We start from the raw sequence: 16,854 nt of genomic DNA, 5'->3' as shown, positions 1-16,854 counted from the left end.
GCCGCGACGCTGAAGCGCGGCGTTGATCAAGGATGGACGAGTCATGAAACGAATCACCCTGGCTGGCGTCTTGCTGGCCTGCATGGCGGGTGCCTGCGCCAGCGAGTCGCTGGTCGAGAGCGCCATTGCCAAGCGCAACTATGAGCTGGCCTTTGCCACCGCCAAGACCGATGTGGCCGACGACAGCGCCAGCGACTACACCCGCATGGTGCTGGCGCAGTTGTATCTGCAGGGGCTGGGGGTCGAGCGCAACCCCAAAGCGGCCGAACTGGTATTGCGGCCGTTGGCCGAACGCGGCGTGGTCGAGGCGCAGTTCCTGCTCGCCGGCAGCCTGATGGGGCAATCGGCCGAGCAGCTCAAGGACGCGGATAGCCAGCTCGATCGGGCCAAGCTCGCGGCGCAGGCGGCCAAGCCGGCTAAGGAGCGCCCGCTGGAGCGTGAGGCGGCCGAGTGGAATTACAAGGCCGCACAGCAGGGGCTCGATCGCGCGGTGCATATCGTCGCCACCGAGCTTGGCAATCTGGTGTCGGGCGTGCCCAGCGCCGAGCGCGCCACCTGGTTCGAACAGGGCGGCAAGCCCGAATGGGCGGCGGCAGTGCGGCTGGGTGAGAGCATCGCCTCGTTGCGCCAGCGGCGCGAAGCACTGCAGAACTTGGATATCGAGGCTGAAATCCAGCGCCAGCAGACGGCGGTCGATTGCAAGGATGAAAACGCCAGGATCATCGCCACTGGGCTGGATGGCGCGGTGGACGGCGCCGACTATCTGGTGTTGCAAGTGGGAAAACCAGTGAACTACACGCTGCTGGCCGGGCGCTGGCGCGAGGTCTGGACCTTCGGTGCCTGCGGCAAGTCGTTCCCGGTGACCATCGCCTTCCAGGCCGACGGTCTGGGCGGCGCGAAGGCAAGCTTGGCGAAGCCGGCAGCGAAATAGCAGGTTCGCAATTGGTTTTGCAATGCAGCGCAAACTGGTTTCAGTACTTTCCCCAACGCTGAAAACCCCGATTCGTAGTGGGTTATGGCAGGACTACATTGGTGTTGCGATGCAACATAAGGAGTCTTGCCATGCCTCTCGTCAGTCTGCGCCAGGTACTCGATCATGCCGCCGAAACCGGTTATGGTGTGCCTGCGTTCAATGTCAACAATCTGGAACAGATCCAGGCCATCCTGCAGGCTGCGGAAGTGAGCGACAGCCCGGTGATCCTGCAGGCCAGCGCCGGTGCCCGTAAATATGCCGGCGAAGCCTTTATCAAGCACCTGATCCAGGCGGCGGTGGAAAGCTACCCGCAGCTGGCCATCGTGATGCATCAGGATCACGGCACCAGCCCGGCGGTCTGTGCCACTGCGATCGAACTCGGGTTCACCAGCGTGATGATGGATGGCTCGCTCAGGTGCGATGGCAAGACACCCGCCGACTTCGATTACAACGTCGCCGTCACCCGCGACGTGGTGCGCCTGGCGCACGAGCGCGGCGTATCGGTCGAGGGTGAGCTCGGGTGCCTGGGCAGCCTGGAAACCGGGCAGGGCGAAGCGGAGGATGGGGTCGGCGCCGAGCGGGTGCTCAGTCGGGATGAGCTGCTCACCGATCCGGAGGAGGCGCGGCGCTTTGTCGATGCGACCGGGGTCGATGCGCTCGCCATCGCCATCGGCACCAGTCACGGCGCCTACAAGTTCAGCCGCCCACCGAGTGGCGAGGTGCTGGCGATCGACCGGGTACGCGAAATCCATGAGGCGATACCCGATACCCACCTGGTGCTGCATGGCAGCTCCAGCGTACCGCAGGCGCTGCTCGAGGAAGTGCGCCGTTTCGGTGGCGAGCTCAAGCCGACCTGGGGGGTGCCGGTGGAGGACATCCAGCGCGCCATTCGCTACGGCGTGCGCAAGATCAATATCGATACCGACCTGCGGCTGGCGATGACGGGCGCGATCCGGCGTCATTTCGCCGAACAGCCGGCCGATTTCGACCCGCGCCAGTATCTGAAGGAGGGCATCGCCGCGATGCGCGCCGTCTGCATAGAACGCTTTGAGGCATTTGGCGCGGCGGGGCAGGGCAGCCGCATCTGGCCAGAGCCGTTGTGGCGCCTCGCGCGCCGTTATTACCGGCACGACCGCGCCGCAGCCTAAGCCATCGCGAGCGAACCGCTGCTCGCCAAGCAAGAAAAAACCCGCGCAAAGCGCGGGTTTTTTCTTGAAGAGCCCACCCGGCACCGCAATCAGGGGGCGGGGTACGGTGCCGGGTATAGCGGGCTCGGTGCCGACGGGCTGACCGGGCGACGCTGCATCAAGGTGAACAGCGTGGCCGGCCAGTCGGCGAGGCCGGGTTACTCGGCCTTCTGTTGCTCGGCCTTCGGCGTGCTGGCTTCGTCGGCTTTCGGTGCGTCGGCCTTCGGTGCGTCGGCAGCGTGCACTGCGGCGATCGAGAAGACGGAGAGAGCGAAGAGGGCGGCGAACTTGGCGATCAAGGTGCGGATTTGCATTTTTATAAAGCTCCGTATTTTGCAGATGTTGCATGGCGCCGACTGGGGCCACGAGAGGGGTAATAACAAAGTTCGTGCCAGCTTTTAAAAATTGTTCTTTATCAATGGCTTGTTGATTTGGTGATGAATCGTAGCTGAGCGTGTGTGTCAATTTTTGTGTTGGCTTGTCGCCGATAGGCGACGCTTATTTGGCTTGCAACGCCATCACTTTGAAAGAAAAGGAAAATTCCTGTCGTTCTCTGCCGACAGGGCGGTTGCGTGGGTCGGTGAAGAGATAGGCAGGAGGGCGGGCGAGAGCGCGTGTATCACGGGTGTGCAGCGTTGCCCGTGGCGCCATGGCGCATGCCCGGATGAACACCGGCTTTCCGACTCGGGATCCAGGCGCAGGCGGTGCCACTGCTGCCAGGCGGCGGCGCTCGGCTTGGCGCACTGAGCATCCACCGGGCTGGTGTCCTGCGGCTGTGCATGGGCGGCGGCCTATCAGCGCCTGCGCGCGCAGGGCCCACTTCATCAGCGCTGATATCCGAAGCAGGCCGGCACGCACAGCGATGCCCGCTGCGACGCGCCAGTCCTGCCCCAGGACGAATCCGACCGGCGCTCCAAGACTGCACATCAGTGCGGCATGTTGGAAAGATTAAAGCGAAGTCGCAATTATTTGTTATGAACCCCTTGTTAAAACTTACTTTTTTCGACAACGATGCGGATTGTTGTATTTTTGTTTTATTGATATATAAATCATGAGGTTGTTGTATTCTATAGCGGAGAATAATTGTATTTTCGTCATGACAATATAATATGTTTTTTACTTATTTTGACAGAAGTTAGGCGTGTGGCATTTTTAATGCCGCAGTTTGTACAGTGCAAATCATCGGGGATAGAACATGCATAAAGCCGTAAAAACCGCCTTGCTCGCGATAGGCACGGGATTGCTGTTGAGCGCTTGTGGCGGAGGTTCGGGCGGCGGGGATGACGACGCGGCAATGACACCGACACCGACACCCGCGCCTTCGGCGGCAATTAGCGGCGTGGCCGCGGCCGGGGCGCCGCTAGCGGGAACCGTCACCGTGAAGGACGCCAATGGCGTGACGCGCAGCGTGCCCATCGGGGCCGACGGTGGTTATAGCGTCGATGTGACTGGCCTCACCGCGCCATTCGTGTTCCGCGCCGAAGGCGTGGTCGGCGGGCGCCGTTACGTGGTCCATTCCGCCGCGACCGCGGCCGACGTTGGTGGCACCATCAACGTCACCCCGCTGACCGACCTGATCATCGCCAATATCGCCGGCGATCTGGCGAGCAATTTCTTCGACAACCCCAACTTCGCCAGCCTGACCGCGACCGAACTCACCGAGCAGTCGAATGCGCTCAAGGCGCGGCTGCAGGACGTGCTGACCGGCCTTGGCATCGAGAGCACCATCGATCTGTTGCGCACCAGTTTCGCCACCGACCACTCGGGGCTGGACGCCGCGCTCGACGTGCTGCGCGTGACGGTCGATCCGGTGACGCAGCAGGCAACCATCACCAACCTCTTGACCAATACTGCGATCACCGACGATCTGAAGTCCAAGGCCGACGCGACCAAGTTGCCGGATCCGGGTGACATCAGGGCGGTGGTCGGCGATCTGCAGGGCATAGAGGCGGCACTGAAAGCATTCACCGCCAAGTTCGCCAACGGCCTGCCGACGAGTGCCGAGGTCGAACCGCTGCTCGATGTGGACTTCCTCCAGGAGGACCAGAGCCGGGATAACTTCCTCGCCGATGCGACTACTGATCCCAACAACGTGGGCATCCAGTTCACCGGCGTTACGCTGGAAAGTCCGGCGCAGGAAACGCAGGACGGCACGATCGCCCGCGTGGGCTTCACCGTCCTTAACAAGGATGGCAAGCTCGACGGCATCGAAACCGGCTGGCGCTTCAAGAAGGTGACCGAGAATGGCACGACGCGCTGGCTGGCGATGGGCAACCGCGCTCGCTTCGTGGCGGAGGCGTATCCGCTGGCGCTGCGCAACGATCACAACGGCGAAATCACCTACACCACTGGTCTGGAGTTCTGGATCGAGGACGAGAACGCAGGCAACAACAATGGCGTTGTCAGCTATGCCTTGGTGAAAGGCCCGGGCCTGCCCGATGCCGGCGTGCGCTACAACGTACCGCAGCTCGGCGGGGAATTCTGCCTAGCCGATGGCCCGCAAGGTTCGTGCCTCAAGCAGTATGTGATGAACGATGTGGCTATCAACAGTATTCCGGACAACAGCAGTTATGACTTCGAGTTCTACACTGCTGGCGGTCAGAAGCTGAACATCACCACGACCACGACCAAGCAGACTCGGGTGATCCTGCGTCGCCCGCACACCAATGGCGAGCTGGCCAACCTCGCCTTCCCGGTGCTGGTGAAGCCGACAAGAACCGAAACTGGCCAATACAACGGCGGCCCGGTTGCGATCCAGGCAACCTTCCCAACCGGCTATGCCTTTGGCGTGGCTGCCAACTACTGGACCACTGGCGATTCCTCGGAGGAGGTCGATATCTGGCGTTATGACTCGCCGGCTACGTTCTCGGAAACCTTCGAGCTGGCTGCGGTGCCATCAGGAGAGACCGTCAATTGGGCACAGATCAGACTCGACTACATGGACGAGAGTTTGCGCAATGTGCTGGCGGTGTACACCGTCACCAAGAACGTGCAGTAAATTGCAGCAGTAGTCGCTGTCGCAGCTTGAAAAACCGACCCCTCGGGGTCGGTTTTTTTCATGGGCGCTGGAACAGTGCCAGTGCCAGTTCGCGCTGCACCGCGTGATCGACGATGGGCTCGGGGTAGTCGCGACCGAGCACGACGCCGGCAGCAGCCAGGTCGATCGGCCTGGCACGCCATGGCGCGTGCGCGAGCTTGGCCGGCAGCGCGGCCAGTTCTGGGCAGTAGCGCTTGATAAAGCGCGCTTCGGCATCGAACCGTTCGGATTGGGTGACCGGGTTGAAGATGCGGAAATAGGGCTGAGCATCACAACCGGTGCTGGCAGCCCATTGCCAGCCGCCGTTGTTGGCGGCGAGATCGAAGTCGAGCAATTGCGTTGCAAAGTAGCGCTCGCCCCAGCGCCAGTCGATCAGCAGGTCCTTCACCAGGAAGGACGCGGCGAGCATGCGCAGCCGGTTATGCATGTAGCCGGTCTGGTTAAGCTGGCGCATCGCGGCGTCGACGATGGGATATCCGGTGCGGCCTTCGCACCATGCGGCAAACCAGTCCTCGCGGTTGGGGAAGGGCAGCGCGTCGTATTCCGGCTTGAAGGCGTGCGCCACCACGTCCGGTCGGTGATACAGGATCTGATGGTAGAAATCGCGCCAGCACAATTCAGCCAGCCAGGTTTGCGCACCCGCGCCACCGTGCTGCCAGGCAAAGCGCGCCAGCTCGCGAATCGACACGGTGCCGAAGCGCAGGTGGGTGGAGAGGTAGGACGGACCCTTCACCGCCGGGTAGTCGCGCGCCTCGTGGTAGCGCTCTATCCGCTCCTGGAAATCGGCGAACAGCGCTTCGCCACCCGCCATGCCGGTCGGCAGCCTGAGCGTGGCGAGATTGCTGCGCACGAAGCCCAGCGCTTCCAGCGTTGGCATTGGCTCGCACGGCAGCTGCGCGTAATGGTCGGCGTAGCGTGCGACCGGGTAACTCTTGAGGTAGAAATCATTCAGCTGAGCCAGCCAGGCGCGCTTGTACGGTGTGAACACGCTGTACATGCCACCCGCCTGTGTGAGCACTTCATCGCGCTCGAAAATCACATGGTCCTTGAAGCTGTTGAGCGCGCGGCCCTGCGCAGCGATGCTGCGGGCGACCACAGCATCGCGCTCGCGCGCAAACGGATCGTCGTCGTGGTTGGCATAGATCGCCGCCGCGGAGAACTCGCTCGCCAGCTGCGGCAGCAGCGCGCGGGCGCTGCCGTGGCGCACGACCAAGTCCGCGCCGCGCTGCTGCAAGGCGCGCTTGAGCTCGGCGACGCTTTCCCAATTGAACTCGACCCGGCGATCGCTACGCGGCAAGGTATCGAGGAGGTCGGTATCGAAAATGAATACCGGCACCACCCGATCGTGGCGGCGCAATGCGTGATGGAGCGCGGCGTGATCGAACAGGCGCAGGTCGCGCCGCAGCCATACGAGGGCGATATCGCTCATGGTCATCCATTTGGCGAACGGGCCTCCATGATAGCGGCTTGCTATTCCACGTCGCGCACCCAGCCGGTCGGTGGGCGGCGTGGCGCTGTTGCCGTACTGTCACCGACGCTGGCAAGGCCATGTGCGATAATGCCGGCATGGATCTCAATCTCTCCCGCCACTTCCTGATCGCCATGCCCAATCTGGTCGATCCCATCTTCGCCCGCGCGCTCGCGTTTGTCTGCGATCACAACGAGCGCGGTGCGATGGGCATCATCGTGAACCGGCCACTGGGAATGACGCTGACCACGCTGTTCGAGCAGATCGACGTCGAGTTGCATCAACCCGATGTGGCCGAGCTGCAGGTGTGCTTTGGCGGTCCGGTGCAGACCGATCGTGGCTTCGTGCTGCACCAGCCGCTCGGTGACTGGCAGTCGACGCTGCCAGTGTCGGACGACATGGGGCTCACCACGTCCAAGGACATCCTGCTGGCGGTCGGCGAGGGCACGGGCCCGGAGCAGATTTTCGTCACGCTGGGCTATGCCGGCTGGGAGGCGGGGCAGCTGGAAAACGAGATCGCGCAGAACGCCTGGATCTCGGTCGAAGCCGACCCCAAGGTGATCTTCTCGCTGCCGGCGACCGAGCGCTACGAGGCGGCGCTGAAGCTGTTGGGGATCGATATGGCGATGCTGTCCGAAGATGCCGGCCACGCCTGAAAATCCACCGCCTCGGCTGCTGCGCACACGCCATGCCGCGTTGCGCGCTGCTCGCCATCCTCATGGGCAATCAGCCCATTCCGGTGTCTGCGCTGCGGGCGCCTCGCCTGGCGAGCGCTCGCGACGCCGAACCGGTGGATTTGGGCTGAGTTTGCAGGCATTGAAAATGCTACCTGTATAAAGTCGCCGGCGGAAAGAACATGGATTCTCCAAACTTACAAAAATGCAATAAGTGTGGCCAAGTCTATCCGTTAAGCCGGGAGTACTTCGGACAAACAAAACAAAAATCCGGTCGAATTACCTTTCGCCAAGTCTGCCGGTCCTGCATGCGAGCTAACACCGCGCGGCATTACGAAAAGTCGCCAGAAAAGGCGATTGAGCGGGCCTCTCGAAGAAAAATACAGGAGGCAAACGCGGTTGGCAGTTACTCCGGGGATGACATTGCTAAAATTAGATCCGAGCTCGGTGATTGCTGCTTTTACTGCGGTGTGCCATTAAACGGTGGGGGTGAGATTGAACATATGACACCCATATCGAGAGGGGGCACATGCTGGCCTTCAAACCTTACGTTGGCCTGTTTTAAATGCAATAAAGAGAAACATGGAAAGACTGCGCAGGAATACTTTGATTGGCGATCACAGCGCAGGCTTGATTGCCGGCGCGTTCTATGAAGTGTTATTCAAAACAGAGTTCCGTTTAACGCATAAATGGCTGGAGCCTCTTTAAGCTCCACCGAGTTTTACATTGCTCAATTCATGCCTTCCATTCTTGCGTTTGATTTTGGTGAAGCCCGCATCGGCGTTGCCGTCGGCAGTTCCGAGCTGGGCATTCCGCATCCGGTGGAAACCATCGCCGCCGAGGGCAACGACGCGCGATTTGCCCGCATCGCCGCATTGATCGCCGAATGGCAGCCGGAGCAGCTGGTGGTGGGCTTGCCGCTGGCGCCCTCGGGCGAGGAGCATGCGTTATCGCGCCTGGCGCGCAAGTTTGCCAATCGCTTGAATGGCCGATTTGGCCTGCCGGTGGATTTGGTCGATGAACGCTACTCGTCCGCTGCGGCGAGCCAGGCGCTGAACGAGACCGGGGTGCGTGGCCGCAAGCAGAAGCCGGCGCTCGATCAGGTGGCGGCGATGCAGATCCTGCAGGCCTGGTTCGACGGTGCACGGACCGGCTGATCGCACGCGGGTACTGCAAAAGCCATACACCAGCCCCGGAGCAATGCTGCCGCCGGCGGTATTGGCGCAAAGCTGATACAAGGGATTGGGGGGCACAATGCAACGCTGGTTGGTGCTGCTGTTACTGCTACTGGCGAGTCTGGCGCGCTCGGAACCCAGAACCGTGCCGCTTTACGTTTACCATGACTTTCCGCCCTATCTGGTTGCGGGTTTGCCCGACTTGAGCGAGGCGCTGATCCGCATCCTGAATCGCGAGGCGGCCGGGCGATACCACTTCGAGCTGACGGTGTTGCCGCGCCGACGGGTCGATGCGCTGATCGCCAAGGCGAACTGGGAGGGCGTGGTGGCCTGGGTGAACCCGCAATGGATAGGCAACAATGCGCGCCATCTGGCCTGGTCCCCGCCGCTGATCGACGAGATCGAATGGTGGGTCGTGCGTGATGCGCTGCCCTTGACGCAGGCGCAGATCGAACAAGGCAGGGGATATCGGTTTGGCGGCCTACTGGGGCATCGCTATGTCGAACTCGACGCCGCCGTGCGTGCGGGCGGGCTGACGCGCTTCGATACCGCTTCCATGCAGTCGCTGGCGCATATGCTGCTAGCGGGCCGGGTCGACGTGATCACGATGCCGGATAGCACCGAGCAGTGGTTCGCCGATCGCTGGCCTGCCTGGCGGGGGGCTACTCACCTGGTATCGCGAAACAGCGCTTACCAGCGCTTCTTGCTGAGCAACGCGGCCGATGCGCAATTGACGCATTTTCTGGCCGAGGCCGTGCCCGCCATACGTGCAGATCCGGCCTGGCCGCAACCCTTGGCGCCTGCTGACACGCACCGATAGGCCGCGCTCACCCAGGCGGGGCTGGTCAGCGCCGGCCGGATCGCCGAAAATCACGCCATCGCAACCAGCCGCCGGCTTTGATCGGCGGCGTTCCGCCGAGATTCCCATGTACAACCCCCAACTGAACGCCCAGGGCGAGCTGGTGCACCTGCTCACCACCGAAGGGCTGCCGCGCCGCATCCTGACCCAGATTCTCGATCGCGCCGGCGAATTCATGGCCGAGGTGGATGCCGGCAACAAGAAATTCCCCACGCTGGCGGGCCGCTCGGTATTCAACCTGTTCTTCGAGAACAGCACCCGTACCCGCACCACCTTCGAGATCGCGGCCAAAAGGCTGTCGGCCGACGTCACCAGCCTCAACATCCAGGCCTCCAGCACCGCCAAGGGCGAGACGCTGCTCGACACCATCCACAACCTGGAGGCGATGGGCGCGGATCTGTTTGTGGTGCGCCACGCGCAATCGGGCGCGGCCCACCTGATCGCCCAGCACGTGAAACCCGGCATCGCCGTGGTGAACGCCGGCGATGGTCGCCACGCGCATCCGACTCAGGCCCTCTTGGACATGTACACCATCCGCCACTACAAGGGCGACTTCACCAATCTGCGCGTCGCCATCGTCGGCGACATCCTGCACTCGCGCGTCGCGCGCTCGCAGATCCACGCGCTCTCCACGCTGGGCTGCCCGGAAATCCGCGTGATTGCGCCCAAGACGCTGCTGCCCACCGGCATCGAGAGCCTGGGCGTGCACGTCTACCACGACATGGCCGAGGGCCTCGCCGATGTGGACGTGGTGGCGATGCTGCGGCTGCAGAACGAGCGCATGAGCGGTGCCTACCTGCCCTCCACCCAGGAATTCTTCAAGCACTACGGCCTGACCGAAGAAAAGCTCGGCTACGCCAAGCCCGATGCCATCGTGATGCACCCGGGACCGATGAACCGCGGCGTCGAAATCGATTCGGCCGTGGCCGATGGCGAGCGCGCCGTCATTCTGCCGCAGGTGACCTTCGGCATCGCCGTGCGCATGGCGGTGATGGAAATCGTGGCGAACAACCAGCAGCAGGCCCGGTAATGAACAAGACCAAGATCACCCGCACCATGAAACAGATCGTCATCCGCAACGGCCGCCTGATCGATCCGCTGCACGGCACCGACACCGTTGCCGACCTTTTCATTGCCGAGGGCAAGATTGCCGGTATTGGCGCGGCGCCGGCCGGCTTCGTCGCCGAGGATGCGATCGATGCCACCGGACTCGTCGTGACCACCGGCCTGGTCGACCTTGCCGCACGGCTGCGCGAGCCGGGCTTTGAATACAAGGCCACGCTGGAATCGGAAATGGCTGCTGCGGTGGCCGGTGGCGTCACCAGCATCTGCTGCCCGCCCGACACCGACCCGCCACTCGACAAGCCGGGCCTCGTGACGATGCTGCGCCAGCGCGCCAAGAACCACGACCTGGCGCGGCTCTACCCGGTGGGCGCGCTCACCGTCGGCCTCAACGGTCGTCAGATCACCGAGATGGCACAGCTGCGCGAGGCCGGCTGCGTGGCGTTCTCGCAGGGCGACGTGCCGATCGCCGACCTGCAGGTGCTGTATCGCGCGATGCAGTACGCCGCCAACTTCGGCTTTGCGCTGCGGCTGCGTCCGGAAGAGGCCAGCCTGGTGAACGATGGCGTCGCGCATGACGGCGAATACGCGTCGCGGCTCGGCCTCACCGGCATCCCGGTGGTTGCCGAGACCATTGCCATCGCCCAGATCACCCAGCTGATGCGTGCCACCGGTTGCCGCGTGCACCTGGCGCGCGTTTCCAGCGGCGCTGGCGTCGCCCTGGTGCGCGAGGCCAAGCAGCACGGTCTGCCGCTGACCTGCGATGTCGACATCAACCACGTGCATCTGGCCGACGTCGACATCGGCTACTTCAACAGCCAGTACCGGTTTGACCCGCCGCTGCGCGGCGTGCGTGATCGCGATGCCATCGTCGCCGGCCTGATCGACGGCACCATCGATGCAATCTGCTCCGATCACAGCCCGGTCGATGACGACGGCAAGTTGCTGCCGTTCGCCGAAGCCGAGCGCGGCGCCACCGGCCTGGAATTGCTGCTTCCGCTGACGCTGGCCTGGGCCGAGCGCGCCGGCGTGAGCCTGCCGCAGGCATTGGCCAAGGTCAGCAGCACGCCGGCAGCCATGGTCGGCTTCGAGGCCAGCCTGTCGATCGGCGCGCGTGCCGACCTCACGGTATTCGACCCCGATGCCAGCTGGCGGGTGACGACTGACGCGCTGAAGAGCCAGGGCAAGAACACGCCGTTCCTTGGCTACGAGCTCAAGGGCCGGGTGCGGCACACGCTGGTCAAGGGCAAGCGCGTGTTCGACGCCTGAACCGGCGTGGCACGGCGTGGTCGTAGCCAGGGCAGGCCGGGTGCCCGCCCTGGTCATTGGGAGGCCGCATGACGCCGCTGCTGAATATCGATGTACCCGATCTCGATGCCGCCATCGCGTTCTACACGCAGGGCCTGGGTTTTGCGCTGAGCCGGCGTTTCGACGACGAGTTCGCCGAACTGCGTGCCGGAGAGCTACTGGTCTATCTGCTGCAGAAGCCCGCCGGGAGCGACCCCGCGCCTGGCGCCGCCGCGCGCCACTACGGGCGTCACTGGACTCCGGTGCACCTCGATGTACGGGTGGACGACGTAACGGCGGCGACCGAACGCGCCATCGCTGCGGGAGCCACACTGGAGTCTCCCCCTGCCGCCAAGCGCTATGGCGAGCTGGCAATGCTGGCCGATCCGTTCGGCCACGGCTTTTGCCTGATCCATTTGAACGACGCGGGCTACGACGTATTCGAGCTGCAGCCGTAAAACGGGGACATCCGGGTTTCCCCCTTTTGTCGTGATGCGGTCCAAAGCTATACTGGCGCAGTGATCAAACATACGTTTGAAATTTATTGGAGCGCTACATGTCCGATCTTGCCGCCCGTTTCAAGACCGCCCAGGAAGAAGTCGTCCAGCTCAACGATGCGCCGGACGTGCAGACCAAGCTCAAGCTTTACGCGCTGTTCAAGCAGGCCAGCGAAGGTGATGTCAGCGGCGATCGCCCATCGGCGATCAATTTTGTCGCCCAGGCCAAGTACGATGCCTGGGCCAAGTTCAAGGGCTTGAGCAATGACGAGGCGATGCAGCAATATGTCGATCTGGTCGAGGAGCTGAAGGCCAACGACGACTGAGCGTCGATCCGGTTTCAATGAAAAAACGCCCCGAACCGGGGCGTTTTGTTTTGCGGCCTGCGCTAAGCTCGGGCCAGCAGGGCTTCGACTTCGGCCCGTGTCGCGGCGTACGCGCCGTGGTGGGTGCAGGCGATGGCGGCGGTGGCGGCGGCGTACGCCAGGTGATCGGCCGGCGCGGCGTCGGGCCGGGTCAGTACGCTCGCCATCCAGCCACCCATGCTGGCGTCGCCCGCGCCGACGGTGTCAGCCACGTCCACTTGGAACACAGGCCGATCAACGGCGCCGCTGGGCGTCAGCAGCGCAATGCCGTCGCCACCGCGGGTGTAGAGGATATCGGCAGTCGGCGCCCAGCCGCGCAGCGTGGCGAGCGCATCGTGCTCGCTCTGCCCGGCGAACAGCTTGGCCAGGTCCTCGTCGGAGATCTTGATGTAGTCGGCGAGCGAAGCCATGGTGCGCAGAGTGGCCGGGTAGCCCTCGCCCATCAGGTTGCGGTGATTGGGATCGAAGCAGATGCGACGCCCGGCATCTTTTACCTGCTGTGCCAGCGCGATCAGGCGGCTGGCGAGCGGTTCGCGCACCAGGCTGATCGAGCCGAAATGCACGATCTGGGCGGCGGCGAGCCAATCTGCTGGCAGGCGATCCGGATCGAAATGCAGATCGGCCGAGTCGTCGCCGACGAAGAAGTAGCTGGGCGGCGACTTGGAAGCGACGATGGCGAGCAAGGGCGAACGATCGTATTGCTGGGTGTAGCGCGGATCGAGCCCGGCCTCGTGGCCGAGGCGCGCGAGCTCCTCGCCGAACACGTCGCGGCTGATCGCGCCGGCAAAGCCCGTTGGCACACCCAGACGCGCACCGACGCGCGCGACGTTCCAGCACGAGCCGCCGGCGACGGCCCGCCAGTGCTCCCCTTGTTCATGGATCAGGTCGGTGAGGGCTTCACCGAAAACGACAAAGCGGGCTGCGGGCATGTCAGGCTCCTGTTTGCCCGGTATGGTGCGGCGCTCGGGCACGGCTGCCTATCCGGTGTTGGCCCTAGGCTGGATTGCGCATGCTTTGCTGCCCGTTCTGCTTGCTGCGCGGCGCTGTTTGAAGGTCGATGCTGCCCGAGCCGCGATGCAGGCTTTCCCACGCCGCCTAAGCGACGACGTTTTCCAGCGTCATCGTCGGCGACTGCTTGAGCAGTGCCTCGAAGTGCAGGCTGGGCAAGGGCCGGCTGAAGTAGAAGCCCTGGATGGCATCGGTCTGTGCACGCAGCAAGAAGGAGAGCTGGTCTGCCGTTTCCACGCCCTCGGCCAGCACCGACATGCCCAGCGTCTTGCCCAGCCCGATCACGGCCAGCACGATGGCGGCATCGTTGGGATCGGTCGAGATATCGCGCACAAAGCTCTGGTCGATCTTGAGCTTGTCGAAGGCGAAGCGCTTGAGATAGGAAAGACTGGAATAGCCGGTCCCGAAGTCGTCGATCGACAGTTTCACGCCCATGCGCTTCAAGCCATGCAGCATGGTCATCACATGCTCGACCTCCTGCATCACCACCGATTCGGTCACCTCGAGCTCCAGGTATTGTGCTTCCAGCCCGGATTCGGCGAGCGCGTCAGCGACGATTTCCAGGAGGTTGGCCTGGTGCAGCTGCAACGGTGAGAGGTTGACCGCGATGGTCAGTTGCGGCAGGCCGTGCTGCTGCCATTCGATCGCCTGGCGGCAGGCTTCACGCAATACCCAGTTGCCGATCGGCACGATCATCCGCGACTCCTCCGCCACCGGGATGAACTTGCCCGGCGGGATCAGGCCGTGCTCGGGATGGCGCCAGCGGATCAGCGCTTCGGCGCCGATCACGCTGCCATCGGTGAGGCTCACCTGCGGCTGGTAATGCAGCTCGAACTCCTCGTTCGCCAGCGCCTGGCGCATATTCGTTTCCAGCACCAGGCGCTCGGACGCGCGCACGTTGAGATCGTTGGTGAAGAACTGGAAGTTGCTGCGACCGTTGGCCTTGGCCTGATACATTGCGACATCGGCATTGCGGATCAGCGTGTCGGTGTCCAGGCCATCCTCGGGGTAGACCGCGATGCCGATCGAGGTGGAGCTGGCGAAGCCGCCGGCCTCCAGCTCGAACGGCTCAGCGAACGATTCGAGGATCTGCTCGGCGACGCGGCTGGCCGTCAGCGCATCCTTGATCTCGGTCAGCACCACGACGAATTCATCGCCGCCCTGGCGCGCCAGGATGTCCGACTTGCCGATGATCTGGCGCAACCGCTCGGCGACCTGGGTCAGCACCTGGTCGCCAGCGGCGTGGCCCAGCGAATCGTTGATGGTCTTGAAACGGTCCAGATCGAGGAAGAGCACGGCAAGCCTGCGCCTGAAGCGCTCGGCCGCGGCCACCGCGAGGCGCAGTTCATCGCGCAACAGATTGCGGTTGGCGAGACCCGTCACCGTGTCGAAGTTGGCGAGTTCGGTGATGCGATCCTGCGCTTGCCGGCGCTCGGTGATGTCGGTCACCGTGCCGATCAGCCGGGTAGGCCGGTTGCGCGCGTCGACCTCGATAAAGCGGCCTCGGCTCTGGAACCAGTGGTATTCGCCGTTCTTGAGCCGGCGGCGGTACTCGATCACCAGTTGGTTGGCGGCGCCGGTGTAGTAGTCGCGTACCGCGGCAATGACCCGGTCGCGGTCGGACGGATGCAGCTGGCTCTTCCATTTCTCGAATGTTTCCAGCAATTCGCCCGGCTCGTAGCCCAGCAGCCTATCGTACTCGGGGCTGGTGACGGCGGTGCGGCGACTCTCCAGCGGCATGTCAAAGAGGCCGGTGTTCGAGGCCTCGAGCGCCAGGCGCAGCTGCTGCTCGCTCTTGACGACGGCCTCCTCGGCGATGCGGCGCTCGGAAATGTCGCGTACCACGGCGCAGTTGTATTCGCGCCCCTTGAACACGATGTAGTTCGAATAGATCTCGATCGGAAACTCGACCCCATCGCGCGTCTTGAATGTGACCTCATCGAGCAGATGCCGGTGCTCGCGCAGTTTCTGCCAGAAGCGTGGCCAGCTCTCGGGTTTGAAACCGGGGTTGATATCCTTGAGCCGCATCGACAGCAGCTCGCGCTCGCTGTAGCCCAGGCGGTGGCAGGCCGTGGCGTTCACGTAGCTGATGTGGCCGTTGCTGTCGAGCCAGACCGCGAGGTCGGCGCCGCGCTCGATCGCCACCTTGGTCAGGTACAGATCGGCTTCGGTCTGTTCGAGCCGTAGCAGCTGGCGTCGCACGTAGAGCAGCAGGCCGGCGGCGCCGGCCAGCATCAGGCCGGTGATGGCGAGGTTGATCAGATTCTCGCGACGCCAGCTGGCGTAGACGTCCTTGCTGGCAAGACCCACCGATACGCCCAGCGGCCAGCCCTGCACCCGGCGCCAGCCGTAGATGCGCTGTGTATTGTCTTTGCGATCATGAAATATTCCGGCCGGGTCGCGCATAAAGGCTGTGGCGAAGAAGTCCCGGCCGGCGATGTTGCGATTGATTTCCTCCGCATCGTGGGGGAAATACAGCAAGGTGGTGCCGTCGTCGCGAAACATCCGCAGGGTCAGGTTGCCGGTGGTGTCGAGCGATTCGACGAAGGCGGAGAAGTATTCGGGCGCCAGGCCAGCCACCAGCACGCCTGCAAACTGCCCGTTGGCATCGGCAAGGCCGGTGGCGACGGGGATCACAGTAGTGTTGCCCGCCGTGTCGGTCTCGACTTCGGCGATGTAGTGCGGCGTACCCGGTTGTGCCTGAATGGCGCGGAAATACCGTTTCTGCGCGTAGTTCACCCGGGGCGTGGGGTAGATGCGGGTGGTGGCTGCCAGCTGGCCATCGGCGGCAATGACGGACAGCGAGCTCAGTTGCGGGTAGCGCAGGGTGATGCGGCGCAGATAGGCATGCAGGCAGGCCTGGTCGGTCGCGGCAAGGCAGGAGCGGAACAACGGGTCCTGCTGGACCGAGAATAGCGCGGTGGCCGACGATTCCATCGTGCGGCCGATGTATTCGTCGGCGGCACGCGCCAGCAGCAGCAATTGCTGTTCGGCCCGGCTCTGCGTCTCCTGGTAGGAACGCCAGGCCGACCAGCCAAGCGCGCCGAGCGCGAACAGCATGGCGGCAATGGAAAGCGCGACCAGCAGCACGCGGATGCGCGCAAACGAGCGATCGTCGTCGTGCTCGCTGGCGGACGGGGGGCTCAAGGTACTCCTCTCCTGCATGGTGCGACCCGCCGCCTGTTTACCGGGGCGAACAGGCAGCTGGCCTGTCTTGGTGTTTTGTCATTCTTGGGGCAAAGCCGCGCGACTGGCAAGCACG

At 63.4% G+C, this 16,854-nt stretch carries 15 protein-coding genes; 11 read left to right on the top strand and 4 right to left on the bottom strand.

The genetic code is table 11. The features are described from left to right. Window positions 1-43: 43 nt before the first annotated feature. Both NLI84_RS16540 and fba read left to right on the top strand, forming a co-directional pair. Window positions 44-931, top strand: coding sequence for an SEL1-like repeat protein (locus tag NLI84_RS16540; protein ID WP_255991814.1), 888 nt, complete (start codon window positions 44-46; stop codon window positions 929-931). A 131-nt stretch (window positions 932-1,062) separates the two neighbouring features. Further along, window positions 1,063-2,121, top strand: coding sequence for a class II fructose-bisphosphate aldolase (gene fba / locus NLI84_RS16535; protein WP_255991813.1), 1,059 nt, complete (start codon window positions 1,063-1,065; stop codon window positions 2,119-2,121). 197 nt (window positions 2,122-2,318) lie between these two features. Here fba and NLI84_RS16530 read toward each other — a convergent pair whose 3' ends face one another. Then, window positions 2,319-2,474: a hypothetical protein gene (locus NLI84_RS16530; RefSeq protein ID WP_255991812.1), complete on the bottom strand. Its 156-nt coding sequence runs from the start codon at window positions 2,472-2,474 to the stop codon at window positions 2,319-2,321. Between the two features lie 881 nt (window positions 2,475-3,355). Here NLI84_RS16530 and NLI84_RS16525 point away from each other — a divergent pair. Further along, on the top strand, window positions 3,356-5,158 hold the full coding sequence (locus tag NLI84_RS16525; protein WP_255991810.1) for a hypothetical protein: 1,803 nt from the start codon (window positions 3,356-3,358) through the stop codon (window positions 5,156-5,158). A gap of 58 nt (window positions 5,159-5,216) precedes the next feature. Here NLI84_RS16525 and NLI84_RS16520 read toward each other — a convergent pair whose 3' ends face one another. After that, window positions 5,217-6,626, bottom strand: coding sequence for a cryptochrome/photolyase family protein (locus tag NLI84_RS16520; RefSeq protein WP_255991808.1), 1,410 nt, complete (start codon window positions 6,624-6,626; stop codon window positions 5,217-5,219). Window positions 6,627-6,763: 137 nt separating this feature from the next. Between NLI84_RS16520 and NLI84_RS16515 the strand changes: the two genes are divergently transcribed. The 8 genes from NLI84_RS16515 (at window position 6,764) to NLI84_RS16485 (ending at window position 12,545) form a co-directional block, all read left to right on the top strand. After that, on the top strand, window positions 6,764-7,321 hold the full coding sequence (locus tag NLI84_RS16515; RefSeq protein WP_255991806.1) for a YqgE/AlgH family protein: 558 nt from the start codon (window positions 6,764-6,766) through the stop codon (window positions 7,319-7,321). A gap of 200 nt (window positions 7,322-7,521) precedes the next feature. After that, the gene (locus NLI84_RS19275; RefSeq protein ID WP_373316977.1) at window positions 7,522-7,992 is read left to right on the top strand and encodes an HNH endonuclease; all 471 of its coding nucleotides are present in this window, start codon (window positions 7,522-7,524) and stop codon (window positions 7,990-7,992) included. 84 nt (window positions 7,993-8,076) lie between these two features. Beyond that, window positions 8,077-8,496 carry a Holliday junction resolvase RuvX gene (gene ruvX, locus NLI84_RS16510; RefSeq protein ID WP_255991804.1) on the top strand — a complete coding sequence of 140 codons (420 nt, stop codon included), beginning with the start codon at window positions 8,077-8,079 and terminating at the stop codon, window positions 8,494-8,496. 97 nt (window positions 8,497-8,593) lie between these two features. Next, window positions 8,594-9,334, top strand: coding sequence for a transporter substrate-binding domain-containing protein (locus NLI84_RS16505; RefSeq protein WP_255991802.1), 741 nt, complete (start codon window positions 8,594-8,596; stop codon window positions 9,332-9,334). Between the two features lie 106 nt (window positions 9,335-9,440). Further along, window positions 9,441-10,403: an aspartate carbamoyltransferase catalytic subunit gene (locus NLI84_RS16500; protein ID WP_255991800.1), complete on the top strand. Its 963-nt coding sequence runs from the start codon at window positions 9,441-9,443 to the stop codon at window positions 10,401-10,403. Further along, entirely contained in the window at window positions 10,403-11,704 is a 1,302-nt protein-coding gene (locus NLI84_RS16495; protein ID WP_255991798.1) for a dihydroorotase, read from the top strand. Before NLI84_RS16500 ends, NLI84_RS16495 begins: the two co-directional genes overlap by 1 nt. Before the next feature lie 68 nt (window positions 11,705-11,772). Further along, complete coding sequence (locus tag NLI84_RS16490; RefSeq protein WP_255991796.1) at window positions 11,773-12,180, top strand: VOC family protein; 408 nt, start codon at window positions 11,773-11,775, stop codon at window positions 12,178-12,180. Between the two features lie 98 nt (window positions 12,181-12,278). After that, the gene (locus tag NLI84_RS16485; RefSeq protein ID WP_255991794.1) at window positions 12,279-12,545 is read left to right on the top strand and encodes an acyl-CoA-binding protein; all 267 of its coding nucleotides are present in this window, start codon (window positions 12,279-12,281) and stop codon (window positions 12,543-12,545) included. A gap of 62 nt (window positions 12,546-12,607) precedes the next feature. On the opposite strand, the gene NLI84_RS16480 is transcribed toward NLI84_RS16485, so the two are convergent. Both NLI84_RS16480 and NLI84_RS16475 read right to left on the bottom strand, forming a co-directional pair. After that, complete coding sequence (locus tag NLI84_RS16480) at window positions 12,608-13,513, bottom strand: carbohydrate kinase family protein (protein ID WP_255991792.1); 906 nt, start codon at window positions 13,511-13,513, stop codon at window positions 12,608-12,610. A 166-nt stretch (window positions 13,514-13,679) separates the two neighbouring features. Further along, on the bottom strand, window positions 13,680-16,739 hold the full coding sequence (locus NLI84_RS16475; RefSeq protein ID WP_255991790.1) for a bifunctional diguanylate cyclase/phosphodiesterase: 3,060 nt from the start codon (window positions 16,737-16,739) through the stop codon (window positions 13,680-13,682). Window positions 16,740-16,854: the final 115 nt, after the last annotated feature.

The organism is Chitinolyticbacter albus (assembly GCF_024437655.1).
In the GTDB taxonomy this organism is placed as follows: Bacteria; Pseudomonadota; Gammaproteobacteria; order Burkholderiales; family Chitinibacteraceae; genus Chitinolyticbacter; species Chitinolyticbacter albus.
Note: the sequence above shows the minus strand (reverse complement) of the source record. Positions and strands in the feature narration are given on the sequence as shown.

Excerpts from the sequence above, each read along its gene's own strand:
- NLI84_RS16540 (WP_255991814.1), top strand. The coding sequence starts at position 44 with ATGAAACGAATCACCCTGGCTGGCGTCTTGCTGGCCTGCATGGCGGGT.
- fba (WP_255991813.1), top strand. The coding sequence starts at position 1,063 with ATGCCTCTCGTCAGTCTGCGCCAGGTACTCGATCATGCCGCCGAAACC.
- NLI84_RS16530 (WP_255991812.1), bottom strand. The coding sequence starts at position 2,474 with ATGCAAATCCGCACCTTGATCGCCAAGTTCGCCGCCCTCTTCGCTCTC.
- NLI84_RS16525 (WP_255991810.1), top strand. The coding sequence starts at position 3,356 with ATGCATAAAGCCGTAAAAACCGCCTTGCTCGCGATAGGCACGGGATTG.
- NLI84_RS16520 (WP_255991808.1), bottom strand. The coding sequence starts at position 6,626 with ATGAGCGATATCGCCCTCGTATGGCTGCGGCGCGACCTGCGCCTGTTC.
- NLI84_RS16515 (WP_255991806.1), top strand. The coding sequence starts at position 6,764 with ATGGATCTCAATCTCTCCCGCCACTTCCTGATCGCCATGCCCAATCTG.
- NLI84_RS19275 (WP_373316977.1), top strand. The coding sequence starts at position 7,522 with ATGGATTCTCCAAACTTACAAAAATGCAATAAGTGTGGCCAAGTCTAT.
- ruvX (WP_255991804.1), top strand. The coding sequence starts at position 8,077 with ATGCCTTCCATTCTTGCGTTTGATTTTGGTGAAGCCCGCATCGGCGTT.
- NLI84_RS16505 (WP_255991802.1), top strand. The coding sequence starts at position 8,594 with ATGCAACGCTGGTTGGTGCTGCTGTTACTGCTACTGGCGAGTCTGGCG.
- NLI84_RS16500 (WP_255991800.1), top strand. The coding sequence starts at position 9,441 with ATGTACAACCCCCAACTGAACGCCCAGGGCGAGCTGGTGCACCTGCTC.
- NLI84_RS16495 (WP_255991798.1), top strand. The coding sequence starts at position 10,403 with ATGAACAAGACCAAGATCACCCGCACCATGAAACAGATCGTCATCCGC.
- NLI84_RS16490 (WP_255991796.1), top strand. The coding sequence starts at position 11,773 with ATGACGCCGCTGCTGAATATCGATGTACCCGATCTCGATGCCGCCATC.
- NLI84_RS16485 (WP_255991794.1), top strand. The coding sequence starts at position 12,279 with ATGTCCGATCTTGCCGCCCGTTTCAAGACCGCCCAGGAAGAAGTCGTC.
- NLI84_RS16480 (WP_255991792.1), bottom strand. The coding sequence starts at position 13,513 with ATGCCCGCAGCCCGCTTTGTCGTTTTCGGTGAAGCCCTCACCGACCTG.